This is a genomic window from Allobosea sp. NPDC003192, assembly GCF_050275675.1.
Classification (GTDB): Bacteria; Pseudomonadota; Alphaproteobacteria; order Rhizobiales; family Beijerinckiaceae; genus Allobosea.
Genome location: NZ_JBNNPK010000006.1, coordinates 57,731 through 81,732, shown reverse-complemented (window position 1 = coordinate 81,732; position 24,002 = coordinate 57,731). Strand labels below are relative to the sequence as shown.

General features: G+C 67.7%; 22 protein-coding genes. 11 read left to right on the top strand and 11 right to left on the bottom strand.

Features of this window, described 5'->3' with window-relative positions:
* From ACQKLX_RS10345 to ACQKLX_RS10315, 7 genes are all read left to right on the top strand, one after another.
* Entirely contained in the window at positions 1–609 is a 609-nt protein-coding gene (locus tag ACQKLX_RS10345; RefSeq protein WP_427361495.1) for a 2-hydroxychromene-2-carboxylate isomerase, read from the top strand.
* 12 nt (positions 610–621) lie between these two features.
* Positions 622–1,305, top strand: a complete 684-nt coding sequence (locus ACQKLX_RS10340; protein ID WP_427361494.1) for a transglutaminase-like domain-containing protein — start codon at positions 622–624, stop codon at positions 1,303–1,305.
* Positions 1,306–1,564: 259 nt separating this feature from the next.
* A complete protein-coding gene (locus ACQKLX_RS10335) occupies positions 1,565–3,283 on the top strand; it encodes a Na/Pi cotransporter family protein (RefSeq protein WP_427361493.1) in 1,719 nt (572 codons plus the stop codon).
* 84 nt (positions 3,284–3,367) lie between these two features.
* Positions 3,368–4,297: a LysR family transcriptional regulator gene (locus tag ACQKLX_RS10330; RefSeq protein ID WP_427361492.1), complete on the top strand. Its 930-nt coding sequence runs from the start codon at positions 3,368–3,370 to the stop codon at positions 4,295–4,297.
* 151 nt (positions 4,298–4,448) lie between these two features.
* Positions 4,449–5,159 (top strand): SDR family NAD(P)-dependent oxidoreductase, encoded by a 711-nt coding sequence (locus ACQKLX_RS10325; RefSeq protein WP_427361491.1) that lies wholly within the window; start codon positions 4,449–4,451, stop codon positions 5,157–5,159.
* A gap of 29 nt (positions 5,160–5,188) precedes the next feature.
* Entirely contained in the window at positions 5,189–5,419 is a 231-nt protein-coding gene (locus ACQKLX_RS10320) for a tautomerase family protein (protein WP_427361490.1), read from the top strand.
* Between the two features lie 110 nt (positions 5,420–5,529).
* Positions 5,530–6,588, top strand: a complete 1,059-nt coding sequence (locus ACQKLX_RS10315; RefSeq protein ID WP_427361489.1) for an NAD(P)H-dependent flavin oxidoreductase — start codon at positions 5,530–5,532, stop codon at positions 6,586–6,588.
* Here the strand turns inward: ACQKLX_RS10315 and ACQKLX_RS10310 are convergent.
* The gene (locus tag ACQKLX_RS10310; protein WP_427361488.1) at positions 6,574–7,266 is read right to left on the bottom strand and encodes a DUF2161 domain-containing phosphodiesterase; all 693 of its coding nucleotides are present in this window, start codon (positions 7,264–7,266) and stop codon (positions 6,574–6,576) included. The genes ACQKLX_RS10315 and ACQKLX_RS10310 overlap by 15 nt on opposite strands.
* Positions 7,267–7,447: 181 nt before the next feature.
* On the opposite strand from ACQKLX_RS10310, the gene ada reads away from it, so the two are divergent.
* The gene (gene ada / locus ACQKLX_RS10305; RefSeq protein ID WP_427361682.1) at positions 7,448–8,539 is read left to right on the top strand and encodes a bifunctional DNA-binding transcriptional regulator/O6-methylguanine-DNA methyltransferase Ada; all 1,092 of its coding nucleotides are present in this window, start codon (positions 7,448–7,450) and stop codon (positions 8,537–8,539) included.
* A 5-nt stretch (positions 8,540–8,544) separates the two neighbouring features.
* Positions 8,545–9,282, top strand: a complete 738-nt coding sequence (locus tag ACQKLX_RS10300) for a 2OG-Fe(II) oxygenase (protein WP_427361681.1) — start codon at positions 8,545–8,547, stop codon at positions 9,280–9,282.
* Positions 9,283–9,384: 102 nt separating this feature from the next.
* Here ACQKLX_RS10300 and ACQKLX_RS10295 read toward each other — a convergent pair whose 3' ends face one another.
* From ACQKLX_RS10295 to gcl, 6 genes are all read right to left on the bottom strand, one after another.
* Complete coding sequence (locus tag ACQKLX_RS10295; protein WP_427361487.1) at positions 9,385–9,894, bottom strand: methylated-DNA--[protein]-cysteine S-methyltransferase; 510 nt, start codon at positions 9,892–9,894, stop codon at positions 9,385–9,387.
* Positions 9,895–10,020: 126 nt separating this feature from the next.
* On the bottom strand, positions 10,021–11,649 hold the full coding sequence (locus tag ACQKLX_RS10290; protein ID WP_427361486.1) for an HAL/PAL/TAL family ammonia-lyase: 1,629 nt from the start codon (positions 11,647–11,649) through the stop codon (positions 10,021–10,023).
* Positions 11,650–11,663: 14 nt separating this feature from the next.
* Positions 11,664–12,944: an allantoate amidohydrolase gene (locus tag ACQKLX_RS10285; RefSeq protein WP_427361485.1), complete on the bottom strand. Its 1,281-nt coding sequence runs from the start codon at positions 12,942–12,944 to the stop codon at positions 11,664–11,666.
* Between the two features lie 46 nt (positions 12,945–12,990).
* Positions 12,991–13,884, bottom strand: coding sequence for a 2-hydroxy-3-oxopropionate reductase (gene glxR, locus ACQKLX_RS10280; protein ID WP_427361484.1), 894 nt, complete (start codon positions 13,882–13,884; stop codon positions 12,991–12,993).
* Positions 13,885–13,907: 23 nt separating this feature from the next.
* Positions 13,908–14,687, bottom strand: coding sequence for a hydroxypyruvate isomerase (gene hyi, locus ACQKLX_RS10275; RefSeq protein WP_427361483.1), 780 nt, complete (start codon positions 14,685–14,687; stop codon positions 13,908–13,910).
* A gap of 23 nt (positions 14,688–14,710) precedes the next feature.
* Complete coding sequence (gene gcl, locus ACQKLX_RS10270) at positions 14,711–16,486, bottom strand: glyoxylate carboligase (protein WP_427361482.1); 1,776 nt, start codon at positions 16,484–16,486, stop codon at positions 14,711–14,713.
* A 143-nt stretch (positions 16,487–16,629) separates the two neighbouring features.
* On the opposite strand from gcl, the gene ACQKLX_RS10265 reads away from it, so the two are divergent.
* A complete protein-coding gene (locus ACQKLX_RS10265) occupies positions 16,630–17,508 on the top strand; it encodes a LysR substrate-binding domain-containing protein (protein ID WP_427361481.1) in 879 nt (292 codons plus the stop codon).
* A 235-nt stretch (positions 17,509–17,743) separates the two neighbouring features.
* On the opposite strand, the gene uraD is transcribed toward ACQKLX_RS10265, so the two are convergent.
* The gene (gene uraD, locus ACQKLX_RS10260) at positions 17,744–18,304 is read right to left on the bottom strand and encodes a 2-oxo-4-hydroxy-4-carboxy-5-ureidoimidazoline decarboxylase (RefSeq protein ID WP_427361480.1); all 561 of its coding nucleotides are present in this window, start codon (positions 18,302–18,304) and stop codon (positions 17,744–17,746) included.
* A gap of 179 nt (positions 18,305–18,483) precedes the next feature.
* Between uraD and ACQKLX_RS10255 the strand changes: the two genes are divergently transcribed.
* A complete protein-coding gene (locus tag ACQKLX_RS10255; RefSeq protein WP_427361479.1) occupies positions 18,484–19,419 on the top strand; it encodes a LysR family transcriptional regulator in 936 nt (311 codons plus the stop codon).
* A 153-nt stretch (positions 19,420–19,572) separates the two neighbouring features.
* Here ACQKLX_RS10255 and ACQKLX_RS10250 read toward each other — a convergent pair whose 3' ends face one another.
* From ACQKLX_RS10250 to ACQKLX_RS10240, 3 genes are all read right to left on the bottom strand, one after another.
* Entirely contained in the window at positions 19,573–20,904 is a 1,332-nt protein-coding gene (locus tag ACQKLX_RS10250) for an MFS transporter (RefSeq protein WP_427361478.1), read from the bottom strand.
* A gap of 267 nt (positions 20,905–21,171) precedes the next feature.
* A complete protein-coding gene (locus ACQKLX_RS10245; protein ID WP_427361477.1) occupies positions 21,172–22,338 on the bottom strand; it encodes an NAD(P)/FAD-dependent oxidoreductase in 1,167 nt (388 codons plus the stop codon).
* A gap of 8 nt (positions 22,339–22,346) precedes the next feature.
* Entirely contained in the window at positions 22,347–23,957 is a 1,611-nt protein-coding gene (locus ACQKLX_RS10240; protein ID WP_427361476.1) for an FAD-dependent oxidoreductase, read from the bottom strand.
* Between the last annotated feature and the right edge of the window lie 45 nt (positions 23,958–24,002).

The window sequence follows — 24,002 nt, the reverse complement described above, 5'->3', positions numbered from 1 at the left end:
ATGCCGGGAGCGATCCGTCTCTATCTCGATTTCGCCTCGCCCTATTCCTATTTCGCGCTTCGTCCGCTGGCGCGATTGGCTGAAGAGCATGGCCGGACGCTGGAGCTCCGGCCGATCCTGCTGTGGGCGGTGTTCAAGCAGCAGGGCGTCGTCAACCCGCTGGAGAAGCCGGCGCGGCGGCGCTATTTCCTCGAGGATGTCGTGCGCTCGGCCGAGTTCTTCGGCCTGCCTTTCCGCGTGCCCGAGCCGCTGCAGATTTCGGCCCATCTCGCCGGCCGGCTCTATCATGGCTGGACCGCGACGCGGCCGCAGGATGGTTTGCGGTTGGCGAGCGAGATCTTCGAAGCCTTCTTCGCCAGGGCCGAGAACATCGCCGATCCAGCCGTGCTCGCCGCGCTGCCCTGCTTCGCAGGAGAGACTCCGGAAGCGATCCGCGCCATGATCGATGGCAGCGAAGGTCGCCAACACCTCGGCGAAGCGGTGGACGAAGCTTGCGCTGCCAACGTAATCGGCGTGCCCTTCGTCACGCTGGACGGCGAGAGCTTCTTCGGTGCCGACCGCCTGCCGCAGATCGCCTGGCGGCTGCAGCACCCACGCGGCGGAGCGTAGATGGAGGGTGCAATGAGCGACGACAGGCTCGCCGGGGCGCTGAAGGCGACGCCCTTCATCGATGCCAATGCGCCGGCGATCCGCGACTTCGTCGAGCAGCATGCCGGCAGCGGCCCGGACCGCTATCGCGCCGTGCGACTCTACTACGCCGTCCGCGACGCCGTGCCCTATGACCTGCGCTATTTCGGTATCGAGCGCGACATCTTCGTCGCCTCGCGCTGCCTGGAGGCGAAGGGCTCGTTCTGCGTGCCCAAGGCGCTGACGCTCGCTGCGGTTTGCCGTGCCGCCGGCATCCCCGCGCGAGTCGGGTTCGCCGATGTCCGCAACCATCTGGCTTCGCCGCGCATCCTCGAATTGATGGGCAGCGACGTCTTCCGCTGGCACGCCTATACACTGCTCTACCTCGAAGGCCGTTGGGTCAAGGCGACACCGGCCTTCGACCTTGCCTTCTGCGCCCGCTTCGGCGTCGAGCCGCTCGATTTCGACGGCAGCACGGATTCGATCTTCCAGCCCTTCGATACGGCGGGACGCCAGCACATGGACTACGTGCTCGACCGCGGCGACCATGACGACATGCCGTTCGAGGCCTTCCGCGAGGCGATGCAGGAAGCCTATCCGCGCCTGATCGCGGCGATGGCGGCCGAACGGGCGGCGCTTGCGGGCAAGGCTCTGCCGAAACCTGCTCCGGCCTCGTAGCAGTCCGTGCGGCGCAGGCCGCGACCGCAATTCTTCCACACTGACCGGTTAGAAGGGTTGCTTCGCCAGCGTTGTCGTGGATCGTCACGGCCGCTGGCTCTTGCGCTTCTGAGCGTATGACGACCGTTTTCCAGCCAGGATGCGTGCGAGAGAAGTAGACCATTTCCGCCGCCGATTTTATAAGACGGCTAACGAATTTGGCGGCATAATCCGCCGCTTGACCTCTTCGATTCCCGCCTGAAGGAGCGCCCTCCCCGCGATGAACGCCGCCGAGAGCACTACTGCCATCCTGATCCACCTCGCCGGTTCGGTGGCGCTGCTGATCTGGGCGGTCAGGCTGGTGCGGACGGGCGCGACGCGAGCATTCGGCCCGTCGCTGCGGCAGGGCCTGGCGCGCTTCGCCGGCAATCGCGTCTCGGCAATGGCGAGCGGGGCGGTGGTGACGCTGATCCTGCAGAGCTCGACGGCGACGACGCTGCTGCTCTCCTCCTTCGCCGGTCAGGCGCTGATCGCACTGCCCATGGCCTTCGCCGTGCTGCTCGGCGCCAATGTCGGCACGGCGATGGCGGCGTTCGTGATCTCTTTCGACCTCGGCTGGCTCTGGGGCGCTTGCCTTGCCGTCGGCGTCGCGCTTTACCTTGCCAACGAGGCGATGAACCGGGCGCGCAATATCGGCCGGCTGATCGTCGGCATCGGGCTGATCCTGCTCTCGCTCGCCGAGCTCAAGACCGCCTCGGCCCCGCTGGCGCAGTCGCCGGTCTTCCGCACGGTGTTCGAGGCGCTGGCCAGCGAGCCGCTGCTGGCCGTCGCGCTGACCGTGGCCGCGACCTGGCTGACCCATTCCAGTCTCGCCATCGTCCTGCTGATCGCCTCGTTCTGGGCCGGTGGCCTGTTCCCGGCCCCGACCGCGCTGATCCTGATCGTCGGTGCCAATCTCGGCAATGCGCTGGTGCCGGTGATCGACCAGCTCGGCGCCCCGGTGGTGCAGCGCCGCGTCGCACTCGCCAACCTGCTCACGCGCATCGTCATCGCACTTGTCGTCATTCCCTTCGCCAAGCCGCTCTCCGCATGGTTCGCGCAGCTTTCGCAGGATCCCTCGCGTCTTGCCGTCGAGATCCACCTGGCGCTGAACATCGTCGGCGCCCTCGCCTTCCTGCCATTCATCAACCCGATCGCGGCGCTGGTGACGCGCCTGACCCCGGTCAAGCCCGAAGCCGAACAGCGCACGCGGCCGCTCTATCTCGACCCCGGCCTGCTCGACAGCCCGCCGGAAGCGCTCGCCAGCGCCATGCGCGAGACGCTGCATCTCGGCGATCGCGTCGGCGCCATGCTGAAGGACATGCTGACCCTGCTGGAGCAGGACAAGCTCGCCCTCTCGCGCGAGATCGCCGCGGCCGACGACGGCGTCGACACGATCCACGAGGCGATCAAGCTCTACCTCGTCCAGCTCTCGCGCCGCCCGCTCGGCGAGGAAGACAGCCGTCGCCTGTTCGAGATCATCACGCTGACCACCAATCTCGAGCACATCGGCGACATCATCGACAAGAACCTGCGCGAGCTCGCCGAAAAGAAGATCCGCAAGCGCTACCGCTTCTCGGAAGAAGGCCTCGCCGAGATCCGCGACTTCCACGCGCGGGTCAGCCACAGCCTGCAGCTCGCGCTCAACGTGCTCGCCTCGCGCGATATCGGCCTCGCCCGCCAGCTCTTCGACGAGAAGAGCGCGATGCGCATCGCCGAGCGCCAGGCGACCGAGAGCCACTACGAGCGCCTGCGCAGCGGCGTCACGGAGTCGCTTGAAACGTCCTCGATCCATCTCGACGTGCTGCGCGACCTGAAGCGCATCCACGGCCACATCACCTCGGTCGCCTATCCGATCCTGGAAGCGGCCGACGAGCTCCGCGACACCAGGCTGCGGAAGGTCGATGAGCAGCCCGCGGAGGGCGGCTACGGCCTTGCCCTGCCGCACAAGCCGGCTTGACCGCGGCGGCAGGACTGCCCTGCTCCACGCTGGCTTGACAGCCCGCCGGAATGACCGAGCCTAGGCGCGGGGGGCCGAGGCCGGATGGATCGCATCGACGCGATGAAGGTGTTCATCGCCGCGCTGGACGAGGGTAGCCTCGCCGGGGCGGGGCGCCTGCTCGGCCGCTCGCCGGCTGCCGTCAGCCGGGCCGTTGCCTTCCTGGAGCAGCAGGCCGGCGCGCCGCTCCTGCATCGCACGACCCGCTCGATCCGGCTGAGCGAGACCGGCGAGCGCTATGCCGACGTCTGCCGCCGCATTCTCGCAGAGTTGCACGAGTTGGAGGCCGTCGGCGCCGGCGAGCAGGCCGCTCCACGCGGTACCCTGACCATCACCGCGCCACCGATCAGCGGCGAGGAGATCCTGCGGCCGATCGTCGATGCCTTCATCGAGGCTTACCCCGCCGTCTCGGTCAATCTCGTCCTGCTGGTGCGCGGCGCCAACCTGGTCGAGGAAGGGATCGACATCGCCCTGCGCATCCTCGACCTGCCGGACTCCTCGATGACCGCGATCCGCATCGGCGGCGAGGTCCGGCTGGTGACGGTCGCCTCGCCACGCTATCTCAACCAGCATCCGCGCATCGACGAGCCCGGCGACCTCGCCATGCACAGCATCATCGCCTGCACCGATTTCGGGCGCGATGCCTGGATCTTCCCGCCTGCCAAAGGCGGGTCGGTTCCGCGCTCCGTCCAGTTCAAGCCGCGCCTCGTCGTCAACAGCGTTCGCGCGGCGCGGGGGGCCGCGCTCGGCGGGCTCGGCGTCACCCGCCTCCTTACCTACCACGTCGCCGAGCAGGTCCAGGATGGCGCGCTCCAGCTCCTGCTGCGGGATGCCGAGCCGCCGGCGCGGCCGGTCAACCTGGTGATGCCGCAGGGCCGCTCCAGCATCCCGAAGGTCCGGGCCTTCCTCGATTTTGCCGTGCCGCGGCTGCGCGCCGAATTCGCCCGGCTTTCCGCCGAGTCGGTCGCGATGTAATCCCGATGCAGTCATTCTTCCACTTGAGGGAAGAATGACTGCCGAACGACGGGCATTCAGCCGAACTGCGAGATACTCCAGATTCCCCGTCACCAGGCCAGAGGGCCGGACAGCGGCACGTCCGCTCGCTGTCGAAAAGACGAGGAACATCATGAGCAACGAACGGAAGGTGGCGATCATCACCGGCGCCTCGCAAGGCATCGGCGCCGCGCTGGTCAAGGGTTTCCGTGACCGCAACTATCGTGTCGTGGCGACATCGCGCTCGATCACGCAGGGCGCCGACCCCGACATTCTCGCCGTGCCCGGCGACATCGCCGACCCGGCGACCGCCGAGCGGATCATCAACGCAGCACAAACCCGCTTCGGGCGCGTCGACACGCTGGTCAACAATGCCGGCATCTTCATCGCCAAGCCCTTCACCGACTACACGGTCGAGGACTTCCAGGCGAAGATCGCGACCAATCTCGCCGGCTTCTTCCACATCACCCAGCAGGCCGCGCGTGCCATGCTGGCGCAGGGTTCCGGCCACATCGTCAGCATCACCACCAGCCTGACCGACCAGGCCGTCAGCACCGTCCCGACCGTGCTCGCCAATTTGACGAAGGGCGGCATCAACTCGGCGACCAAGGCGCTCGCCATCGAGTACGCCCAGAAGGGCATCCGCGTGAATGCGGTCTCGCCAGGGATCATCAAGACGCCGATGCACGCACCGCAGACGCACGAATTCCTGGCGGGCCTGCATCCGGTGAAGCGACTGGGCGAGATCAAGGACATCGTCGACGCCGTGCTGTTCCTGGAGAGCGCCCCCTTCGTCACCGGCGAGATCCTGCATGTCGACGGCGGCCAGAGCGCCGGCCATTGACCCGCAAGTCGAACCAGCAGGAGATTGCCATGCCGATCGTCACTATCCAGATCACCCGTGAGGGCTCCGCGCCCGGCCAAAGCGCCGCCACCGCCGAGGAGAAGACCAAGCTCATCGCCGGGGCCAGCCAGCTCCTGCTCGATGTGCTCGGCAAGCCGCTCGATTCGACCTTCGTCGTGATCGAGGAGGTCACGCTCGACAATTGGGGCTGGGGCGGCCTGCCCGTCCCGGAATACCGCAAGCGACGTGCGGCGAGCTGACCAGAAGTTCGCTCAATCCTGCACTGCGGATGCGCTGACCTTCGCCTTGAAATCGACGGGCCGCGGCGGAGATTGGCCGCTGCCCGTTCGGCCCTTTGTGAGGAACGACCATGACCAGCACGGCACAAGCACAGCTGCTCGACCTGTTCGGCATCGAACTGCCGATCATCCAGGGGCCGATGGCCCTCGCCTCGACCCCGGAGATGGTGATCGCCGTCAGCGAAGCCGGCGGCCTCGGCTCGCTGGCTGGCGCGCAATACAACGAGGCGGGGCTGCGCGCGGCCCTCGCCACGGTGCGGGCCGGCACGCGCCGACCGATCAACGTCAACTTCTTCTGCCACACGCCCCCGGCCGACGACCCTGCGCGTCAGGCGGCGTGGCTGAAGCACCTCCACGGCTACTATGCCGAGGCCGGGCTCGATCCCGACATGCCGAAGACGCCGAGCGGGCGCACACCCTTCGACGCTTCCCTCGCAACCGCGCTCGAGGAATATCGGCCCGAGGTCGTCAGCTTCCATTTCGGCCTGCCGGCGCCGGAGCTGTTCGAGCGGGTCAAGCGCACCGGCGCCAAGGTGATCGCCTCCGCGACCACCGTTCCCGAGGCGCGCTGGCTCGCCGAGCATGGCGTCGACGCCGTCATCGCCATGGGCGCCGAGGCCGGCGGCCATCGCGGCATTTTCCTCAACGACAGGATCTCCGAACAGGTCGGCACCTTCGCGCTGGTGCCGCAGGTCGTCGACGCGGTCTCGGTCCCGGTGATCGCCGCCGGCGGCGTCACGGACCGGCGCGGGGTGGAAGCCGCCTTCGCGCTCGGGGCAGCGGCAGTGCAGGCCGGCACGGCCTATCTGTTCACGCCGGAAGCGAGCATCTCGCCGATCTATCGCAAGGCGCTCGGCATGAGCGAGCGGCCGACCGCGATCACCAACCTGTTCACCGGGCGGCCGGCGCGCGGCATCGTCAACCGGGCGATGGCGGAACTCGGCCCGCTCTCGGAGCTCGCCCCGGCCTTCCCGACCGCCGGCACGGCGCTGGGACCGCTGCGCAGCGCTGCCGAGGCGGCCGGCCGCGACGACTTCACCCTGCTCTGGGCCGGGCAGGCCTATCCTCTCGCCAAGCCGATGTCGTCGGCCGAGCTGACGCGCAGACTGGCGGGGCTAGACGGCCGATAGCTTGCTGCGGTCCGCCTCGATTGCCGGAGAAGCGGCGCCCCATCGCTCCAGGGCGCTGCGGCCGGCCTCGGTCAGCCCGTAGACACCGCGCTCGGCGCGTTCGAACCAGCCATAGACATTGCGGTGCAGGATCTTCTGGGCGTCCGGGCATGACGGCCTGAGATCGCGCGGGCGCTGCGGCGCGGCGCTCATCGCCGCCGCGCAGGCGAGCGCCTGCTGGCGATAGGCGGTCATGATCGGCCGGCGCGTGCTGCCGCCGGCCGCCGGATCGCCCTTGCGTCGCCGATGCTCGTCGACCAGCCGCGAGCGGGCCCGCGCGTTCTTGCGCGGCGTCGGTGCGGTCGGCGAGACCAGCACCTCGACGCGCCCGGTGCTGCTCACGCCGAGCAGGCCGAAGCCGAGGCGCCGACAGAGATCGCGATAGCGCGGATCGCTCTCGCGCCCCTTGCCCCTGGCCGAGAGCTGCGCGGCCAGCCAGATCTCGTCGCCGAAGCGCAGCCGGTCGACGCCCTGCAGGACGAGCTCCAGATTGAAGGCGAGCTTCAGCTCGCCGATGACCACCACCGTCGGATCGCCCTCCTTGAGACCAACCAGGTCGCAGCGGCCGATCTCGCCCTTCACGGCATAGCCGAGCTCCTCGAGGAAGCGCTTGACGGGCGGGTAAAGGGTGGTTTCCACGCAGGCTCTCCGAACGGCTCGCGGCATGATCGTACCAAGACGTTTCGAAGTGGCGAACACGGGCCAAGAGCGAGCCATCCGGAAATCGGGTGGCCGGCGAGCACATTCGCCAGCAAGGATCGGAGGGTGATGAGCGCTGGTCGCAGCCACGGTCGAACAGGGACGATGCGAGATGACGACGATGACGATCACGACGCGGCCCGCAGCGAGCCCGAGGCCACCGCTCCTAGCCGTCGCGAGCGATCCGCGCTGGGCCCGCATCGTCGCCCGCGACAAGAGCGCCGATGGCGAACTTTGGTATTCGGTCGCGACGACGGGGGTCTATTGCCGCCCGTCCTGCCCCTCGCGCCTGGCCAACCCCAGGAACGTCGCGCTGCACGACACGGTGGAGAGTGCGCGGGCAACGGGATTCCGACCCTGTCGGCGGTGCAAGCCGGAGGGCCCCTCACTCGATTGCGAGAACGCGGCCCTGGTGGCCAAGGCCTGCCGGTTCATCGCGGAGAGCGAAGAAGAACCGTCTCTGGACGTGCTGGCGAACGCGGTCGGCCGCAGCCCGAGCTATTTCCACCGCCTCTTCAAGGCCTCGACCGGCCTGACGCCAAAGGACTATGCCGCAGCCGACCGGGCGAAGAAGCTCCGCGAGGGCCTGGATGCCGGCAGCAGCATCACCCAGGCGATCTACGATGCCGGCTTCAATTCGAGCGGACGCTTCTACGAGAAATCGACAGGGATGCTCGGCATGACGCCGACACGGTATCGCGCCGGCGGGGCCGACGAGGCGATCAAGTTCGCGGTTGGCCAGAGCGCTCTCGGCGCCATCCTGGTCGCATCAAGCACGAAAGGCGTCGCCTCGATCCTGCTCGGCGACGATCCCGGCGAACTCGTCCGCAATCTCCAGGATCGTTTTCCGAAGGCACGGCTGATCGGCGCCGACCGGGACTACGAGGCGCTGATCGCCCGCGTCGTCGGCTTCGTCGAGAATCCCGGCCTCGGACTCGACCTGCCGCTCGACGTGCGCGGCACCGCCTTCCAGCGCCGCGTCTGGCAGGCACTACAGGAGATTCCGGTCGGCGAGCGGGTATCCTATTCCGAAATCGCCCGCCGTATCGGCTCGCCACATGCGGTGCGCGCCATCGCCGGGGCCTGTGCCGCCAACCCGATCGCGCTGGCCATTCCCTGCCACCGCGTCGTCCGCAGCGATGGTGACCTCGCCGGCTATCGCTGGGGCCTCGAACGCAAGCGCGCGCTCATCGAGAAGGAAGCCACGGCATGAACGAGATGGCCACGATCGATCGCGCCTCGGCGGACAAGTCCGCGGAGGCACGGGTCGCCACTTACGATTGGGGCGTGCTCGCGGATGAACTCGACGGCTTCGGCAGCGCCGTTCTGCCCAAGCTGCTGACGCTGGAGGAGTGCCGCGCGGTCGCGGCGCTCTATCCCGACGAGAGCCATTTCCGCAGCCATATCGTCATGGCGCGGCATGGCTTCGGCAAGGGCGAGTACCGCTATTTCAGGTATCCGCTCCCCGATCTGGTCGGCAGCCTCCGGACAGCGCTCTATCCGCGCCTCGCCGGCGTCGCCAATGCGTGGAATGTTCGCATGGGCATCGACGAGCGCTATCCCGATGCGCATGCCGGATTCCTGCAGCAATGCCATGAGGCCGGCCAGTCACGGCCGACACCGCTGCTGCTGCAATACGTCCCGGGCGATTTCAATTGCCTGCATCAGGACCTCTACGGCGACATCGCCTTTCCGATCCAGGTCGCGATCCTGCTGTCCGAACCGGGACGCGACTTCACCGGCGGCGAGTTCGTCCTGACCGAGCAGCGCCCGCGCATGCAGAGCCGGGTCGAGGTTGTACCGCTGCGCCGGGGCGATGCGGTCGCCTTTGCCGTCCATAACCGGCCGGTGCAGGGCTCGAAGGGGAATTATCGCGTCAACCTGCGCCATGGCGTCAGCCGCGTCCGCTCAGGCAGGCGCCACACACTCGGCATCATCTTCCACGACGCGCGCTGAGGGCAGGCATCGGCCGTCTCACGCGATCACCAACATGAAAAAGCCTCGGCGATCGAACCGCCGGAGCTTTTTGGCTTGGCTTCCCGCCGCTCGCCGCACCGGTCAATGCGCTTGAGAGCCCTGCTCGCGCGCAAGCAGCGCCCGCTTGCGCCTGACACCCCAGCGATATCCAGAGATCGAGCCGTCCTTCTTGATGACGCGATGGCAGGGAACGAGGATCGCGACGGCGTTGTTGGCGATCGCCTGCGTCACGTCGCGGGAATCGCGCGTGCCGAGCCTGGCGGCGAGTGCGCCATAACTCGTGGTCTGGCCGGTCGGAATCTCCCGGAGCATCTGCCAGACCTTCACCTCATAGGCTGTGCCGCGCAGGTCGAGCGGCAAGTCGCAAACGCTCGCCGGATCGTCGATCACGCCCGCCACCGTCGTCGCCACTTCCGTCAGCCCCTCCTGGCTATGTTCCAGAACGGCGTCCGGAAAGCGGGCCTCAAGCGCGCTTTCTATCGCCGCATGGTCGGAACTGAACTCGACGGCCACGATCCCCTTGTCGGAGATCGCGACCATGAAGTCGCCGAGGGAGCTGATCCCCCAGGCAAAACGGATGATCTCTTTCATCGTCCCAATCCTCGAAGCTGAGTGTTGGGCGAGTCTAGAAAGCCGAGCGAAGGACCGCGCTCCGGCCCTTGCTTTCAAATCGGAGAAAACGAACAATTTCCGGCCGGTGCCGGGCGCGTCCCGTCGTCATTCCAGCGGGCCGACCGCGCTCTCGACCGCCTCGACGATCGCGCCGGAGCGCAGCAGCGTCAGCGCCTGGTTGATCTCCGTGGCGTACCAGCGGTCGCCCTGGAGCGAAGGCGGGATCACCGCCCGCACCGCGTCGAGCGCAGCGCGGCTGCCCTTGGCGATCGGATAATCCCTGGCGAGCTCGTCGACGAGGCTGAGCGCCTGGCAAGCCATCAGGATCTCGCAGGCGAGGATCTGCTCGACGTTCTCGACCACAGTCCGGGCCTTGCGCGCGCACCAGGTCGAGTTCGAGACATGGTCCTCGGCGTTCGACTTGCCGGGGATCGAGTCGACCGAGCCGGGGGTCGAGAGATGCCGGTTCTCCATCACCAGCGCCGACATCGAGCACTGCACCGTGGCATAGCCGGTGTTGAGCCCGCGCTTGCCCGCCAAGAGGTTGCGCGGCAGGCCGTAGCTCATGGTCGGGTCGATCAGGCGCGCCAGCCGACGCTCGGAGATCGAGCCGAGATCGGTGGCGGCGATGGCGAGCAGGTCCATCGCCTGCGCGACGTAGGCGCCATGGAAATGGCCGGCCGAGATGCAGACATAGCCGTCGCCGTCCTTGCAGATCAGCGGGTTGTCGGTGGCCGAGTTGATCTCGGTGGTCATCACCCGGGTAACGAACTCCATCGCCTCGCGCACCGGCCCGTGGACCTGCGGGCCGCAGCGGATCGAATAGACGTCCTGCACGCGCGACGGCGCCTTGCTGCCGGGCGTGCGCGCCTCGTCCGGGAAGACAAGCTGCCTGGCCGCTTCGCCGCAGCGCTTCGAGTCGCCGGCGATGCGCAGGATGTTGCGTGCCGTCGCCGCCTGGCCGGGATGCGGGCGAGCCTTGTGGACACGCGGATCGAAGGCGGCGAGCTCGCCGCGGATGCATTCCAGCGTCAGCGCGAGCGCGATGTCGGCATGCTTCAACAGCCGGCGGGCATCCTCCATCGCCAGCACGCCGATGGCGAGCGAGACGGTGGAGCCATTGATCAGGGCCGAAGCGTCCTTGGCCGCGAGCGGGAACTCGACCTGGAGCCCGGCCCGCTGCAGCGCCTCGCGCGCCGGCATGCGCACGCCCTTGTAGACCATCTCGGCTTCCGGGAAGCCGCAGATCGCGCCCGACATGTGCGCGAGCGGAGCAAGGTCGCCGGAGGCGCCGACCGAGCCCTTGGACGGGATCACCGGATGCAAGCCGGCATTGAGGCATGCGAGCAGGCGCTCGACCACTTCGACGCGCGGGCCGGAATAGTTCGAGGCGAAGGCGTTGGCGCGCAGCAGCATGGTGGCGCGGGTCGCGTCCTCGGCCAGCGGCTCGCCGATGCCGGTCGCATGCGCATAGACGGTGTTGCGCTGATAGTCCGTCATCTCGGACATCAGCACGCGCTGGTCCTTGAACAGGCCGACGCCGGTGTTGAACGAATACATGAACGGCGCGTCGTCGCTCATGAAATTCGCATCGATATAGTCGCGCGCCTCGGCGATGCGCTCGCGCGCCTCGGGAGCGAGCGTCGCGGCGGCGAAGCCGGCCTCGCCATCGGCGCGCGCGACGCGCACCACCTGCTCCGCGGTCAGTGTCGTTCCGTCGATCGCGACGCTCATGGTCGGTCTCCTGCTCAGGTCCTGAAGGTTTCGGAGGAAGCGGTGCGCAGGACGTCGACGAGCACGTCGACCGCGACCTGCACGTCGGCGGCCTCGACCGCCTCCGCCGGATTGTGGCTGATGCCGCCGGCGCAGCGCATGAACAGCATGCCGAACGGGCAGAGATTGGCGATGGCGAGGCCGTCATGCCCCGCCCCACTCGGCAGCCGCAGCGGGGCGACGCCCCGCGCCGCCACCGATTTCTCCAGCGCCGCAACGATCGCCGGCGAGCAGACCGCCGCGTCCTCCTCGTAGAAGGCGACGATCGTCGAGGTCACATTGCGATAGGCGGCGATCGCCTCGAAGGCGCGCTTGAGGTCGCGGACAGCGGCGTGGCGCGCCTCGTCCGAGGGGCTGCGCAGGTCGAGCGAGAACTCGGCGCGCGAGGCGATGACGTTGACCGCGCTCGGCGCGATGGCGATGCGCCCGACCGTGGCGACGACGTCGCGACGCATCGAGGCGACACGCTCGACCGCCAGGATCATCTCAGCCGCCGCCGCGCAGGCGTCACGGCGCAGGTTCATCGGCACCGTGCCGGCATGACCGGCGACGCCGTCGATGGTGATGGTGAAGCGGCTGGCGCCGCTGATCGCGGTGACGATGCCGACCGGCAGGCCGCGCTCCTCCAGCACCGGCCCCTGCTCGATATGGACCTCGACATAGCCGAGGATACCGGCCGGGTCGCGCCGGATGCGGGGGATGCCCGCCGGATCCAGGCCGAACTCGGTCAGCGCCCGGCGCAGCGAGACGCCGTCGGTATCGCAGACCTCCAGCGCGGCGGGATCGAAGCGGCCGGCGACGGCGCGCGAGCCGTTCAGCGTCACCGGGAAGCGCACGCCCTCCTCGTCGCCGAAGGCGAGCACCTCGATCGCGAAGGGCAGTTCGATCCCTTCAGCCCGCAGTCGCCTGACCGCCTGGATCGCGGCGACAACGCCGAGATTGCCGTCGTATTTGCCGGCGTTGCGAACCGTATCGATATGCGAGCCGAGCAGCAGGGTCGGCAGGCCCTCGCCGCCGCCCTCGCTACGGCCAACGACGTTGCCGATGTCGTCGACATGGGTCGCAAGGCCCGCCTCCTGCATCCAGGCATCGACCTGGCCGATGGCCTGGCGATGCTCCGGCGTGAGGAACAGCCGGGTCAGCGCGCCCTGGTCGCTGGAGAAGCGCGCGAGATCGTCGAGGCGGCGCATGACCTCATGGCCGTCCGGCGCCGCGTTGGAGCGCCTGTCACGGGATGCGTTCTGTAAGAGCGTCATGGTGCGCTTCCCCTTGGCAGGCCCCTGCCCGCCCCGATCGGAGCCTTCAGGCTTTCTCAGTCTGGCCGATCTCGAAATTCGCCAGCGTCTCCAGCGCGCGGACCATGCCGGAATGATCCCAGGCGGCACCGCCATGGGCCGCGCAGGCGTTGAACAATTCCTGCGCCGTCGCCGTGTTCGGCAGGGAAACGCCGAGCGCGCGCGCCGTCGACAGGGCCAGATTCAGGTCCTTCTGGTGCAATTCGATGCGGAAGCCCGGCGCGAAGGTGCGCTTGATCATGCGCTCGCCATGCACCTCCAGGATGCGGGAGGAAGCGAAACCGCCCATCAGCGCTTGGCGGACCTTGGCGGGATCGGCGCCCGCCTTGGCTGCGAACAGCAGCGCCTCGCCGACTGCCTCGATGTTGAGGGCGACGATGATCTGGTTGGCGACCTTGGTGGTCTGGCCGTCGCCATTGCCGCCGACCAAAGTGATGTTCTTGCCCATCAGGTCGAAGAGCGGCTTCACCGTATCGAAGGCGCCCTGCGGCCCGCCGACCATGATCGAGAGCGTCCCGGCCTTGGCGCCGACCTCGCCGCCCGAGACCGGCGCGTCGAGATAGTCGCAACCGAGTGCGTTGATCCGCCTGGCGAACTCCTTGGTCGCGACCGGCGAGATCGAGCTCATGTCGACGACGATCTTGCCGCTCGACAGGCCCTTGGCGACGCCGGTCTCGCCGAACAGCACGTCCTCGACATGAGGGGTGTCCGGCACCATGGTGATGATGATCTCGGCGTTCTGCGCGACCTCCGTCGCGGAGGCGCAAGGGCGCCCGCCGGCCGCGGTCAGTTCCTGCGGAACCTGGGTGCGGCTGTAGAGATGGGCCTCATGTCCACCCTTGATCAGCTGGCCCGCCATCGGCGCGCCCATGATGCCGAGCCCGATGAATCCGATCTTCATGACGTGTCCTCTGCTCGCTGGGGTCAGCGCGTTGCGGTCTTGAGCCATCCCAGCCCCTCGACCGTGCCAGCCTGCGGCTTGTATTCGCAGCCGATCCAGCCGGCGTAGCCGAGCCGGTCGATGAGCCCGAACAGGAAGCCGTAATTGATCTCGCCGGTGCCGGGCTCGTTGCGGCCGGGATTGTCGGCGAGCTGCATATGGGCGATGCGCGGCAGCAGCTTCTCGATCGTCGCCGCCAGCTCACCCTCCATGCGCTGCATGTGATAGATGTCGTATTGCAGCTTGAGATTGTCGGAGCCGGTCGCGTCGATGATGGCGATGCCCTCGGCCGAGCGATTCACGACATAGCCGGGGATGTCGTAAGCGTTGATCGGCTCCATGATCAGCAGGATGCCCTCCCGCTTCAGCGCCGCCGCCGCGAAGGCGAGATTGTCGACCAGCGTCTGCCGCGCCTTGTCGCGCTCGACCCCGGCCGGCGCCAGGCCCGCCAGGCAGTTGACCAGCGTGCCGCCGAGCGCCTTGGCATAGTCGATCGCCTTGCCGACGCCGTCCTGGAACTCGCCGACGCGATCGGGGTGACAGGCGATGCCGCGCTCGCCCTTGTCCCAGTCGCCGGCCGGCAGGTTGAACAGCACCTGGGTCAGGCCGTTCGTCTTGAGCCGCTCGGCGATGTCGTCCTTGGCGAAGGCATAGGGAAACAGGAACTCGACGCCCTTGAAGCCGGCTTTGGCGGCGGCATCGAAGCGGTCGAGGAAGGGATGCTCGTTGAAGAGCATCGTCAGGTTGGCACAGAACTTCGGCATGGGTTGAAAGCTCCCGGTCGGTGTCAGTCGAGCAGCGCGATGGCGGTCGGCGCGTCCTCGGCCGCGAGCGCGAGGTCCTCGAACTCCGTCACCTTGTCGATGTCGGTCCCCATCGCGACATTGGTGACGCGCTCCAGGATGATCTCGACGACGACCGGCACGCGGAACTCGTCCAGCATCGCCTTGGCCCGCTCGAGCGCCGGCAGGATCTCCTGCGCCTGCGTGACCCGGATCGCCTTGCAGCCGAGCCCTTCGACGACCTTGACGTGGTCGACGCCGTAGACGCCGAGCTCGGGCGCATTGAGGTTCTCGAAGGACAGCTGCACGCAGTAGTCCATGTTGAAGCCGCGCTGCGACTGGCGGATCAGCCCGAGATAGGAGTTGTTGACGAGGACATGGATGTAGGGCGTGCGGAACTGGGCGCCGACCGCCAATTCCTCGATCAGGAACTGGAAGTCGTAGTCGCCGGAGATCGCGACCACCGGCGTGCCGGGCGTCGCGGCGCAGACGCCGAGCGCCGCGGGAATCGTCCAGCCGAGCGGCCCCGCCTGCCCACAATTGATCCAGCCGCGCGGCTTGTAGACGTGCAGGAACTGGGCGGCGGCGATCTGCGACAGGCCGATCGTGCTGACATAGGTGGTGTCGCGGCCGAAGGCCTTGTTCATCTCCTCATAGACACGCTGCGGCTTGATCGGGTTCTCGTCGAAATGTGTCCGGCGCAGCATGGTGCGCTTGCGCTCGCGGCATTCCTCGACCCAGGCCGTCCGGTCCTTGAGTTTGCCGGCGGCGCGCCATTCCGTGGCGACCTCGACGAACAGCTCCAGCGCCTTGCCCGCATCCGAGGCGATGCCGAAATCGGGCGTGAAGACGCGGCCGATCTGGGTCGGCTCGATATCGACATGGGTGAAGCTGCGGCCCTTGGTATAGACGTCGACATTGCCGGTGTGGCGGTTGGCCCAGCGGTTGCCGATGCCCAGGACATGGTCCGAGGCGAGCATGGTCGCGTTGCCGTAGCGATGGCTGGTCTGCAGGCCGGCCATGCCGACCATCAGCGGATGGTCGTCCGGGATCGAGCCCCAGCCCATCAGGGTCGGGACGACCGGCACGCCGGTGATCTCGGCGAACTCGACCAGGAGATCGGAGGCGTCGGCATTGATGATGCCGCCGCCGGCGACGATCAGCGGCCGCTCGGCGCCGTTCAGCATGGTCAGCGCCTTCCCGATCTGGGCGCGGGTCGCCGCCGGCCTGTAGACCGGCAGCGGCTGGTAGGTGTCGGGATCGAACTCGATCTCGGCGGTCTGGACGTCGAAGGGCAGGTCGATCAACACCGGGCCGGGACGGCCACTGCGCATCAGATGAAAGGCCTGCTGGAAGATGCCCGGGACCTGCCCCGGCTCGCGCGCCATCACCGCCCATTTGGTCACGGGCTTGGCGATCGACTCGATGTCGACGGCCTGGAAATCCTCCTTGTGCAGCCGGGCGCGCGGCGCCTGGCCGGTGATGCACAGGATCGGGATCGAATCCGCCCAGGCCGAATAGAGCCCGGTGATCATGTCGGTGCCGGCCGGCCCGGACGTGCCGATGCAGACGCCGATATTGCCGGCTTCAGCGCGGGTATAGCCCTCGGCCATGTGCGAGGCGGCCTCGACATGGCGGGCCAGGATGTGACCGATGCGGTTGCGCGGCCTCAGCGCGGCATAGAACGGGTTGATCGCAGCGCCCGGAACGCCGAAGGCCTGCCTGACGCCCTCCAGCTCCAGGATCAGCACGGCGGCTTCGGCAGCGGTCATCTTCGGCATGGCCTATCCTCCCGATCAGCGCATCCGCGCCTTGTTGTCGGAAAGCAGTGGCAGTCGAAGACCAATCGGTCCAATATATTGTTCGTTCCTATCTATATGTATGACATATAGATAGGAAACCGGCGGCACGGCGGGAGCTCGGGATGGAACTGCGTCACCTGCGCTATTTCGTGGCCCTGGCCGAAGAGCTGAGCTTCACTGCCGCCGCCCAGAAGCTGAACATCTCCCAGCCGCCGCTGAGCCAGCAGATCCGCGACCTCGAACATGAGCTGAAGACGGAGCTGTTCCGCCGCAGCAGCCGGCAGGTCGAGCTCACCGCTGCCGGCCATGCCTTCCGCCGCCATGCGCTCGCCATCCTGGCGCAGACGCGGCAGGCGGCGGCGCAGGTGCGGGCGATCGGCCAGGGCCGGGCCGGAATCATCCACCTGGCGACGACGAATTCCGTGCTGCTCAGCGGTCTGTCGCTGGCGATCGCCGAGTTTCAGCGCATGCATCCGGATGTCGAGATCACCATCGACGAGATGCCACCGCAGGAGCAGATCGCGGCGCTCAAGGCGCGGCGGGTCGACATCTGCTTCCTGCGCCTTGCCCCCGACGACCGCGACCTCGTCATCCGCCGCGTCTGGAGCGAGCGGATCGGCCTGGCGGTCCCGGCCGGCCATAAGTTGGCGGGAAAGAAGGCGACCACGATCCTGGAGCTGAAGGACGAGGACTTCGTCTTCTATCGGCTGCGCGATTCCGCCTTCGCCGCGCATCTGCAGTCCTTCTGCGCGCAGCTCGGTTTCCTGCCCAGGATCGTGCAGCAGGTGGTCGAGTCGATGTCGATCGTCAGCCTGGTCTCGGCCGGACTCGGCATCGGCTTCGTGCCGGAATCGGTCGGCAGGCAGGGCCTGCCCGGCCTGCGCTATCTGCGCCTCACCGGCCCCTGCCCTGTGGCGGACGTGCATGCCGTGACGCAGAAGGACGCCGAGCCGATCATCGACCAGTTCATCGCCTTCGCCGCACAGGCGAAGGCCAGCTAGGCGGGTCTATCGCGGCAGCAGCTCGTTCAGCTGAAAAAGAGAGCTGATTTCGACCCGCGCCAGCATCGCCGAATCCTGCCAGAGTGATTCAAACTGATGCGAAGGCGATTCAGAAATCGCCCGTAAATTATTGTCATAATTTCGTTTCTAAGTCGACCTAGACAACCGGAGAAAACCCCGAGGCCGTTTCCAGAACGCCTCCTGGAAAGCTCCGGAGCGGATGCGTTTGCAGGCGTCAGGCCGCGCGCGAGGCCTGCAATTCATCCGTCACCTGCGCCAGCCTGCTGCGGGTGATGAAGCTGATCTGGGCGAGCGCTTCCTCGCGCTCCGGAGCGGTGTCGCGCGCCGCGCGGCGCGCCAGCTCGGCATAGATGCCGGCCTTGGTGTAGTGCCTGACACAGGCGATGAAGGGAAAGCCGTGCCGCTCGCGATAGGCGCGGTTGAGCGTGTCGATCAGCCGGACCTCCGCCTGCGTCAGGCTGGTGAGGCCGGCGCTGGCCTGCTCGACATCCGAGGACTGGGTCAGCTCACCCCGCTTGGCCTCGCGCCCGGCGAGCTCCGGATGGGCGCAGAGGAGTGCGATCAGCTTCGCCTCGTCGCTGTCGCGGACGGCGGCGATCATGGCCGCATGCATCGCGTCGATGCTGGCGAAGGGACGCGCCGCAGAGGCCGCCTCGGCGACCCAGGGCGAATGCTCGAAGATCGCGCCGAAGGCGGATACGAAGCCGGGCCGATCCATGGCGTTGATCGCCGCCAGGGTGAAGGGCGGCTGCGTTGCTTTGGAAGAGGGCGTCATCTCGGTTTCCTGTCCTTCGGAACATGGCCGGCGCAAACGGCTCGCCATCGCTCCCTCGCATGTACCGCATGCCGCGCTACCTGAAGATCGGGCGCGCCCAATTCCCATTATTTGCAAAGCCGAATAGAGCTTGAGGGGGATGGCTTGCCCGAGCCGTTCCGTCGCGAAGGTCGTCGGCCATGCAGCCTACCGAGAACCCCCTCGACGCCCAGCTCCTGCGGGTTTTCTGCATCCTCCTGGCGGAGCGCAGCGTCACCCGAACGGCCGCCCGACTGAACCTGTCGCAGCCTGCCGCCAGCCTCGCCCTGAAGCGCCTGCGCGAAATCTTCGGCGATCAGCTGCTGGTGCGCGGCCGCGACGGCATGGTGCCGACCGAGCGGGCGATCGCACTGCAGCAGACCGCGATCAAGGCGCTGGAGGAGCTGGACAATCTGCTGGTCGACCCGAACCGGGTCGACCCGGCCTCGAGCCTTCAGAGCTTCACCATCGCCCTACCCGACTATGTCGCGCCGGCCTATCTCGCCGGAGCGGTCCGCGAGTTCCGCCAGCGCGCGCCCCATGCCCGGCTCGCTTTGCGCTCGCTCGGCGCCGATTTCGATTTCGAAGGCGCGCTCGCAGCCGGTACGGTCGACATCGTCATCGGGAACTGGCCCTCGCCTCCGCCCTATCTGCGCACCTCGACCTTGTTCGAGGACGATGTCGTCTCCCTGGTCGACCGCGAGCACCCCTTTGCGCGCGAGGCCCCGTCGCGAGCGGACTTCCTCGCGGCCAACCACATCGCGCCGACGCCCTATTCGATCGCCCATCGCGGCGTGGTCGAGACCCATCTGACCAAGATGCGGATCAGCCGCGAGCGGCGGCTGGTGATCTCCTATTTCGCGATGGCTCCCTATATGCTCGTCGGGACCGACCTGGTCTTCACCACCAGCCGGCATTTCGCGCGCTACTTCACCACGATCCTGCCGCTGGCGATCGTCGAGCCGCCGCTCGAATTCCCGCGCATGCGGTTCTACCAGCTCTGGCACGACCGCACCCAGCACTCGCCGATCCACCACTGGCTGCGCCAGGTCCTGACCCGCAACCGCCTCCCGGGCGAGCCTGCCGCGGGTTCGTAGGGATCGAACAGAAACGGCCGCCCACCGGTGTTGCACCATGCGGGCGGCCCGGTCTGGCAGAAGCTGCTTTCCGTCAGCTGCGACGGGGAACCGCCTCCGCTTAGGTAGCGTCTCGCGACGCTCGCGGCTTCTGCGGCCGCGGCCCCAGCCCCCTTATTTCCCGGCCTTGGCGGAGGTGGGGATGAACTTGATGATCAGGAACACAGTGGCCGCTTCGAACAGGGCGACCATCCAGAGCCCTGGCGACATCAGCCCCGTCGCATCCTTGATTACGCCCATCGCGAAGGGCGCTCCGAACCCGGCCAGGTTCGCCACCGAGTTGATCAAGGCGACGCCGGCGGCGGCGGCCGAGCCCGACAGGAATGCGTTGGGCATCTGCCAGAATACCGGGATGGCACTCATCGTGCCGATGATGGCGAAAGCCAGCGCGATCAGGGCGAAGTAGGAACCGTTCGGAACCAGGAAGCCGAGCGCCGCCATCCCAGCCGCACCCAGCAGGGCGGCAAATCCGGTATGCAGCCGGGCTTCCCGATGACGATCCGAGCTCCGGCCGATCAGGATCATGCCGGCGGCGCCGCAGAGATAGCAGGCCGCCATGATCCAGCCGACGGCGGCCGGGCTGGTGAAGCCGACCTCACGCACCGCGGTCGGGCCCCAGAAGGTCAGGGTCGAATTCGCGAGGATGATGCAGAAGTAGATCGCGATGAACTGCCAGACCCGCGGATCGCGCAGCGACTTCAGGATCTTGTGCTCACGCGGGCCGAGCGCAGTGCGATCACGCTCCAGATCGGCGAGGATCAGGCTCTTCTCCCTATCGGTGAGCCAGTTCGCCTTCTCTGGCTTGTCGGTCATGTAGAACAGGGTGACGATGCCGGCGATCACCGAGGGAATGCCCTCGATCAGGAAGACCCACTGCCAGCCGGCCCAGCCATTGGCGCCATTGAGCTGGGTCATGATCGTGCCGGCCAGCGGGCCGCCGAGCACGCCGGCCAGGGCCGAGGCGGACATGAACAAGCCGAAGGCCTTGGCGCGCCGCTCCGTCGGATACCAGTAGGTCAAATAGAGGATGACGCCGGGATAGAAGCCCGCCTCGAAGACGCCTAGCAGGAAGCGCAGGATGTAGAACTGCGTCGGCGTCGTCACGAACATCATCGCGACGCAGGTGATGCCCCAGAGCATGGTGATGCGGGCGATCGTCTTGCGCGCCCCGATCCGCTCGAGGAGCAGATTGCTCGGCACCTCGAACAGGAAGTAACCGATGAAGAAGATGCCGGCGCCGAGGCCGTAGATCGCTTCGCTGAACTTGAGATCGTTCAGCATCTGCAGCTTGGCGAAACCGATGTTGACCCGGTCGATCCAGGCAAGGATCCAGAGCACCATCAGAAACGGAATGAGACGCCAGGTAACTTTGCTGAAAGCCGCATCCAATTGCTGTGATGGCGTGCTCTCGGAGATGTCCGCTCCGTGAGTGACGGCTGTCGACATGATGATCTCCCCTGTGCGCCGCGGTCTTTCAGGCTCGGCCCGACCACTGGCTCCGACCATGCCGAATAGTCCGATTGGCGCTCCACGGTGAGCCCGGTTCCGAAATGCCCATTATTTGCAGATTGAATATGCTTTGCCGGGCAGGGCCGCGGGGCTGGATCGAGGCTGCGATCCATGGGCGTCGAAACGCCGGCGGTCGCGACAAGGGTCGACGGCAAGGACGATATGCTGGAGGCCGAAGCCGAGTGCGGCGGTCCTCCCGCCGTTCTACGCCGCCAACGCCTCGGTTGCGGCGGTCACCTGCCAGCCCTGCAATTCGCGCCAGTTCGGCTCCAGCTCGGCGAAGCGCGCCAGGCCGAAGCTGGAGATGTCGGCGAAGCCGCAGGCGCCGTCGACAATGAGGTCCCGGATCGCCCGCCCGCTTGCAGGCGAGAGGCCGAAGCCGACGCTCGACAAAGTCGCGACCACGACATTTGCCTGGGAGGCGAGACGGTCGATCACCGGCCGTCCGTCGGGCGTGTTCTCGATCACCCCGGCCCAGGAGCGGATGATGCGGGCATGCGCCGCCTTGGGCAGCAATTGCGCGAGCCGCATGCCCATATGCAGCATCAGCGGCGTCGTCGGCTTCGCCGGCGTGCCCTCCTCCGCCATGGCCAGCCATTCATGTGGCCCGCCGCCATAGGCGAGGTTGCCGCGCAGCGTCTGGCGGCCATAGAGCCCGCAGCCATCGACGCCGCCGAGCGGCATCAGCGGCAGCGGCTCCGTGACGATCATCTCGCAGCGGGCCGACTGCACCGGCACCTCCTGCCCGAGCATCGCGGAGAGCCGCCCGGTCTGCGGGCCGGCGGCGAGCACGAGGCTATCGCAGCCGATCGGCCCGCGATCGGTCTCGACCGCGACAACGCGGCCGCTCTCGGTCCGGAAGCCGGTGACGGTGGTGTTCTGCAGAACGCGCCCGCCATGGTCCTGCATCGCCCAGGCATAGCCTTGCAGCGTGCGATGCGGATTGGCATGGCCGCCGAACTTGTAGTGGTAGCCGCCTACGACAGTGTCGCCCGCCAACGGCACCATCTCCTTGGCCTGCTTGACGTCGAGCACCTCGGACTCGAAGCCCTGCCGTGCGGCATTGCGCAGGGCGCGGCCATAGAGCGCCATCTGATGCTCGCTCGATGCGAGGCGAACACGCTCGCCCCTGAACTCGGTCGGATAGCCGAGCAGTTCGTCCATGATCGGCCAGAGCCGCTGCTCCTCGGCGAAGAGTGGCGAATGATGATGCGAACAGCCGCCGCCATTGCGGCCTGAGGCTTCCCAGCCGATCAGCCCCTTTTCCAGCACCAGCACATCGACGCCGTCCCGCGCCAGCCACCAGCCGGCGGAAAGACCGGTGACGCCGCCGCCGACGATGACGACGGAAGCTCCCTTGATCTCGCTCATGATGGCTCTCACTCGCTCGCGACGGGGCCGGTCGCGTCATTGGTCGCGACGGTGTAGCGCGCCGGCACCTCCCAGAATGGCACCCATTGCGCGTGCATGCCGAACCAGGTGTCCCAATGCTCGGCCTGCTCGGGCGCCTCAGGGACAAGGGCGGTCATCGCCAGTGGCATCGGCCGGACCGGCGCGCGGTAGCCGGCGAGCGGGATCGCCGAGAGCGGCTGCGCTGCGCCGAGCGCCAGCAGGGCGGCGACCTGCTCGCGGCAGCGGCGGCCCTGGCAGGGACCCATGCCGGCGCGGGTCAGGCGCTTGACCTGGTCGGGATTGGGCGGGCCATCGCCGAGCAAAGCCGAGAGCGAGCGGTCATTGCGGCGCTCGTTCTGCCAGTCGAGATAGCGCGGCGGGCGGACTTCGAGGATCTCGCGCGCCGTCACCTCCTCGCATTGGCAGACATGGAATTCGGCGCGCGCCTCGATCACGCTGGCCCGAACCCAGGCGAGCCGATAGGCGGAGATGTCATAGCCCGGCGGGGGCGGCGCGGCGGCCTCCATACTGGCGCTGTCTTCGCCGAGCGCCGCGACGGCGCGGGCGGCCTCCGCTTCGGCAATGGCGCGATCGCGCGTCTTGTCCGCCCAGATGCCGGCGCAATCGCCCACCGCATAGACGTTCGCGATGGTGGTGCGCTGGCTCGTGTCGAGCACGGGTGCATAGCCGCCGCACTCGGCCTGGAACGCGACCTTGCAACCGGCGGCGTCGATCAGGTCGATGACCGGCGTCGCACCGACCGCCAGCACGATCCCGTCGCAGGCGATGGCGCGTTCTTCGCCAACCGGGCGGCCTTCCCCGTCCAGGCTCGCGACCAGCGCCGCTTCGACGCCGTCGCGGCCGGTCGCTTCACGCACGACATGACCGGGCAGGATTTCGGTGCCGCTGGCGCTGAGCTTCGCCAGCAAGTCCGCATCGCCAATCGGTTCCGCCGCCTGCTCGACGATGGCGGCGATCGCGACGCCCGCCTCACGCAACGCGAGCGCGGTGGTTAGCGCTTCCGTGCTCGAACCGAGGATCACGGCCTTGCGCGGGCCGAAGGCGTCATAGCGGGTCGCGAGGTTGAGCGCGGCGGTGGCGCCCATCACGCCAGGCTTTTCCCAGCCGGGGAAGCCGAGGCCCATGTCGCGGCGGCCGCAGGCGACGATGACGTGCTGCGCCTGGACGAGGATACTGCTCTCCTCATCGGCGAGGCCGGCGACGAGGCCGGGCATCCAGCCGAGCGCCGGGCCGTTGGCGTAGAGCCCCCAGCAGGCCGTGCCGAGGCGAAGATCGACGCCGGCCTCGAAGGCTTCGGCGATCCGCGGCTCGGAGGCAACGAAGGCTTCCATCATGGCGTTGCGGTTGCGAGCACTCGCCGCCATGCCTTGGCCGAAATGCAAGGGGACGTCGTCACCCATCGTCCTGAACGGAACCGGGTTCTCATCGACCAGCAAGACGCCCAAGCCCCGCGCCGCCGCGCCGATGGCCGCTGCGAGCCCAGCCGGACCGGCGCCGATGACGAGGACATCAACGCTCTCGGCGATGGCGAGCGGCTTGCCGGTGACGGATTTGGGATCGGAGGCCGGAACGGTCATGGGCTGCGCTTTCGAATGACTGGGCTCATTCTTGGCACCGGCGCC

Excerpts from the sequence above, each read along its gene's own strand:
- ACQKLX_RS10345 (WP_427361495.1), top strand. The coding sequence starts at position 1 with ATGCCGGGAGCGATCCGTCTCTATCTCGATTTCGCCTCGCCCTATTCC.
- ACQKLX_RS10300 (WP_427361681.1), top strand. The coding sequence starts at position 8,545 with ATGGCCACGATCGATCGCGCCTCGGCGGACAAGTCCGCGGAGGCACGG.
- ACQKLX_RS10245 (WP_427361477.1), bottom strand. The coding sequence starts at position 22,338 with ATGAGCGAGATCAAGGGAGCTTCCGTCGTCATCGTCGGCGGCGGCGTC.
- ACQKLX_RS10325 (WP_427361491.1), top strand. The coding sequence starts at position 4,449 with ATGAGCAACGAACGGAAGGTGGCGATCATCACCGGCGCCTCGCAAGGC.
- ACQKLX_RS10335 (WP_427361493.1), top strand. The coding sequence starts at position 1,565 with ATGAACGCCGCCGAGAGCACTACTGCCATCCTGATCCACCTCGCCGGT.
- ACQKLX_RS10265 (WP_427361481.1), top strand. The coding sequence starts at position 16,630 with ATGGAACTGCGTCACCTGCGCTATTTCGTGGCCCTGGCCGAAGAGCTG.
- ACQKLX_RS10315 (WP_427361489.1), top strand. The coding sequence starts at position 5,530 with ATGACCAGCACGGCACAAGCACAGCTGCTCGACCTGTTCGGCATCGAA.
- ACQKLX_RS10250 (WP_427361478.1), bottom strand. The coding sequence starts at position 20,904 with ATGTCGACAGCCGTCACTCACGGAGCGGACATCTCCGAGAGCACGCCA.
- ACQKLX_RS10330 (WP_427361492.1), top strand. The coding sequence starts at position 3,368 with ATGGATCGCATCGACGCGATGAAGGTGTTCATCGCCGCGCTGGACGAG.
- ACQKLX_RS10290 (WP_427361486.1), bottom strand. The coding sequence starts at position 11,649 with ATGAGCGTCGCGATCGACGGAACGACACTGACCGCGGAGCAGGTGGTG.
- ACQKLX_RS10340 (WP_427361494.1), top strand. The coding sequence starts at position 622 with ATGAGCGACGACAGGCTCGCCGGGGCGCTGAAGGCGACGCCCTTCATC.
- ada (WP_427361682.1), top strand. The coding sequence starts at position 7,448 with ATGACGATCACGACGCGGCCCGCAGCGAGCCCGAGGCCACCGCTCCTA.
- hyi (WP_427361483.1), bottom strand. The coding sequence starts at position 14,687 with ATGCCGAAGTTCTGTGCCAACCTGACGATGCTCTTCAACGAGCATCCC.
- ACQKLX_RS10255 (WP_427361479.1), top strand. The coding sequence starts at position 18,484 with ATGCAGCCTACCGAGAACCCCCTCGACGCCCAGCTCCTGCGGGTTTTC.
- uraD (WP_427361480.1), bottom strand. The coding sequence starts at position 18,304 with ATGACGCCCTCTTCCAAAGCAACGCAGCCGCCCTTCACCCTGGCGGCG.
- gcl (WP_427361482.1), bottom strand. The coding sequence starts at position 16,486 with ATGCCGAAGATGACCGCTGCCGAAGCCGCCGTGCTGATCCTGGAGCTG.
- ACQKLX_RS10295 (WP_427361487.1), bottom strand. The coding sequence starts at position 9,894 with ATGAAAGAGATCATCCGTTTTGCCTGGGGGATCAGCTCCCTCGGCGAC.
- glxR (WP_427361484.1), bottom strand. The coding sequence starts at position 13,884 with ATGAAGATCGGATTCATCGGGCTCGGCATCATGGGCGCGCCGATGGCG.
- ACQKLX_RS10285 (WP_427361485.1), bottom strand. The coding sequence starts at position 12,944 with ATGACGCTCTTACAGAACGCATCCCGTGACAGGCGCTCCAACGCGGCG.
- ACQKLX_RS10320 (WP_427361490.1), top strand. The coding sequence starts at position 5,189 with ATGCCGATCGTCACTATCCAGATCACCCGTGAGGGCTCCGCGCCCGGC.
- ACQKLX_RS10240 (WP_427361476.1), bottom strand. The coding sequence starts at position 23,957 with ATGACCGTTCCGGCCTCCGATCCCAAATCCGTCACCGGCAAGCCGCTC.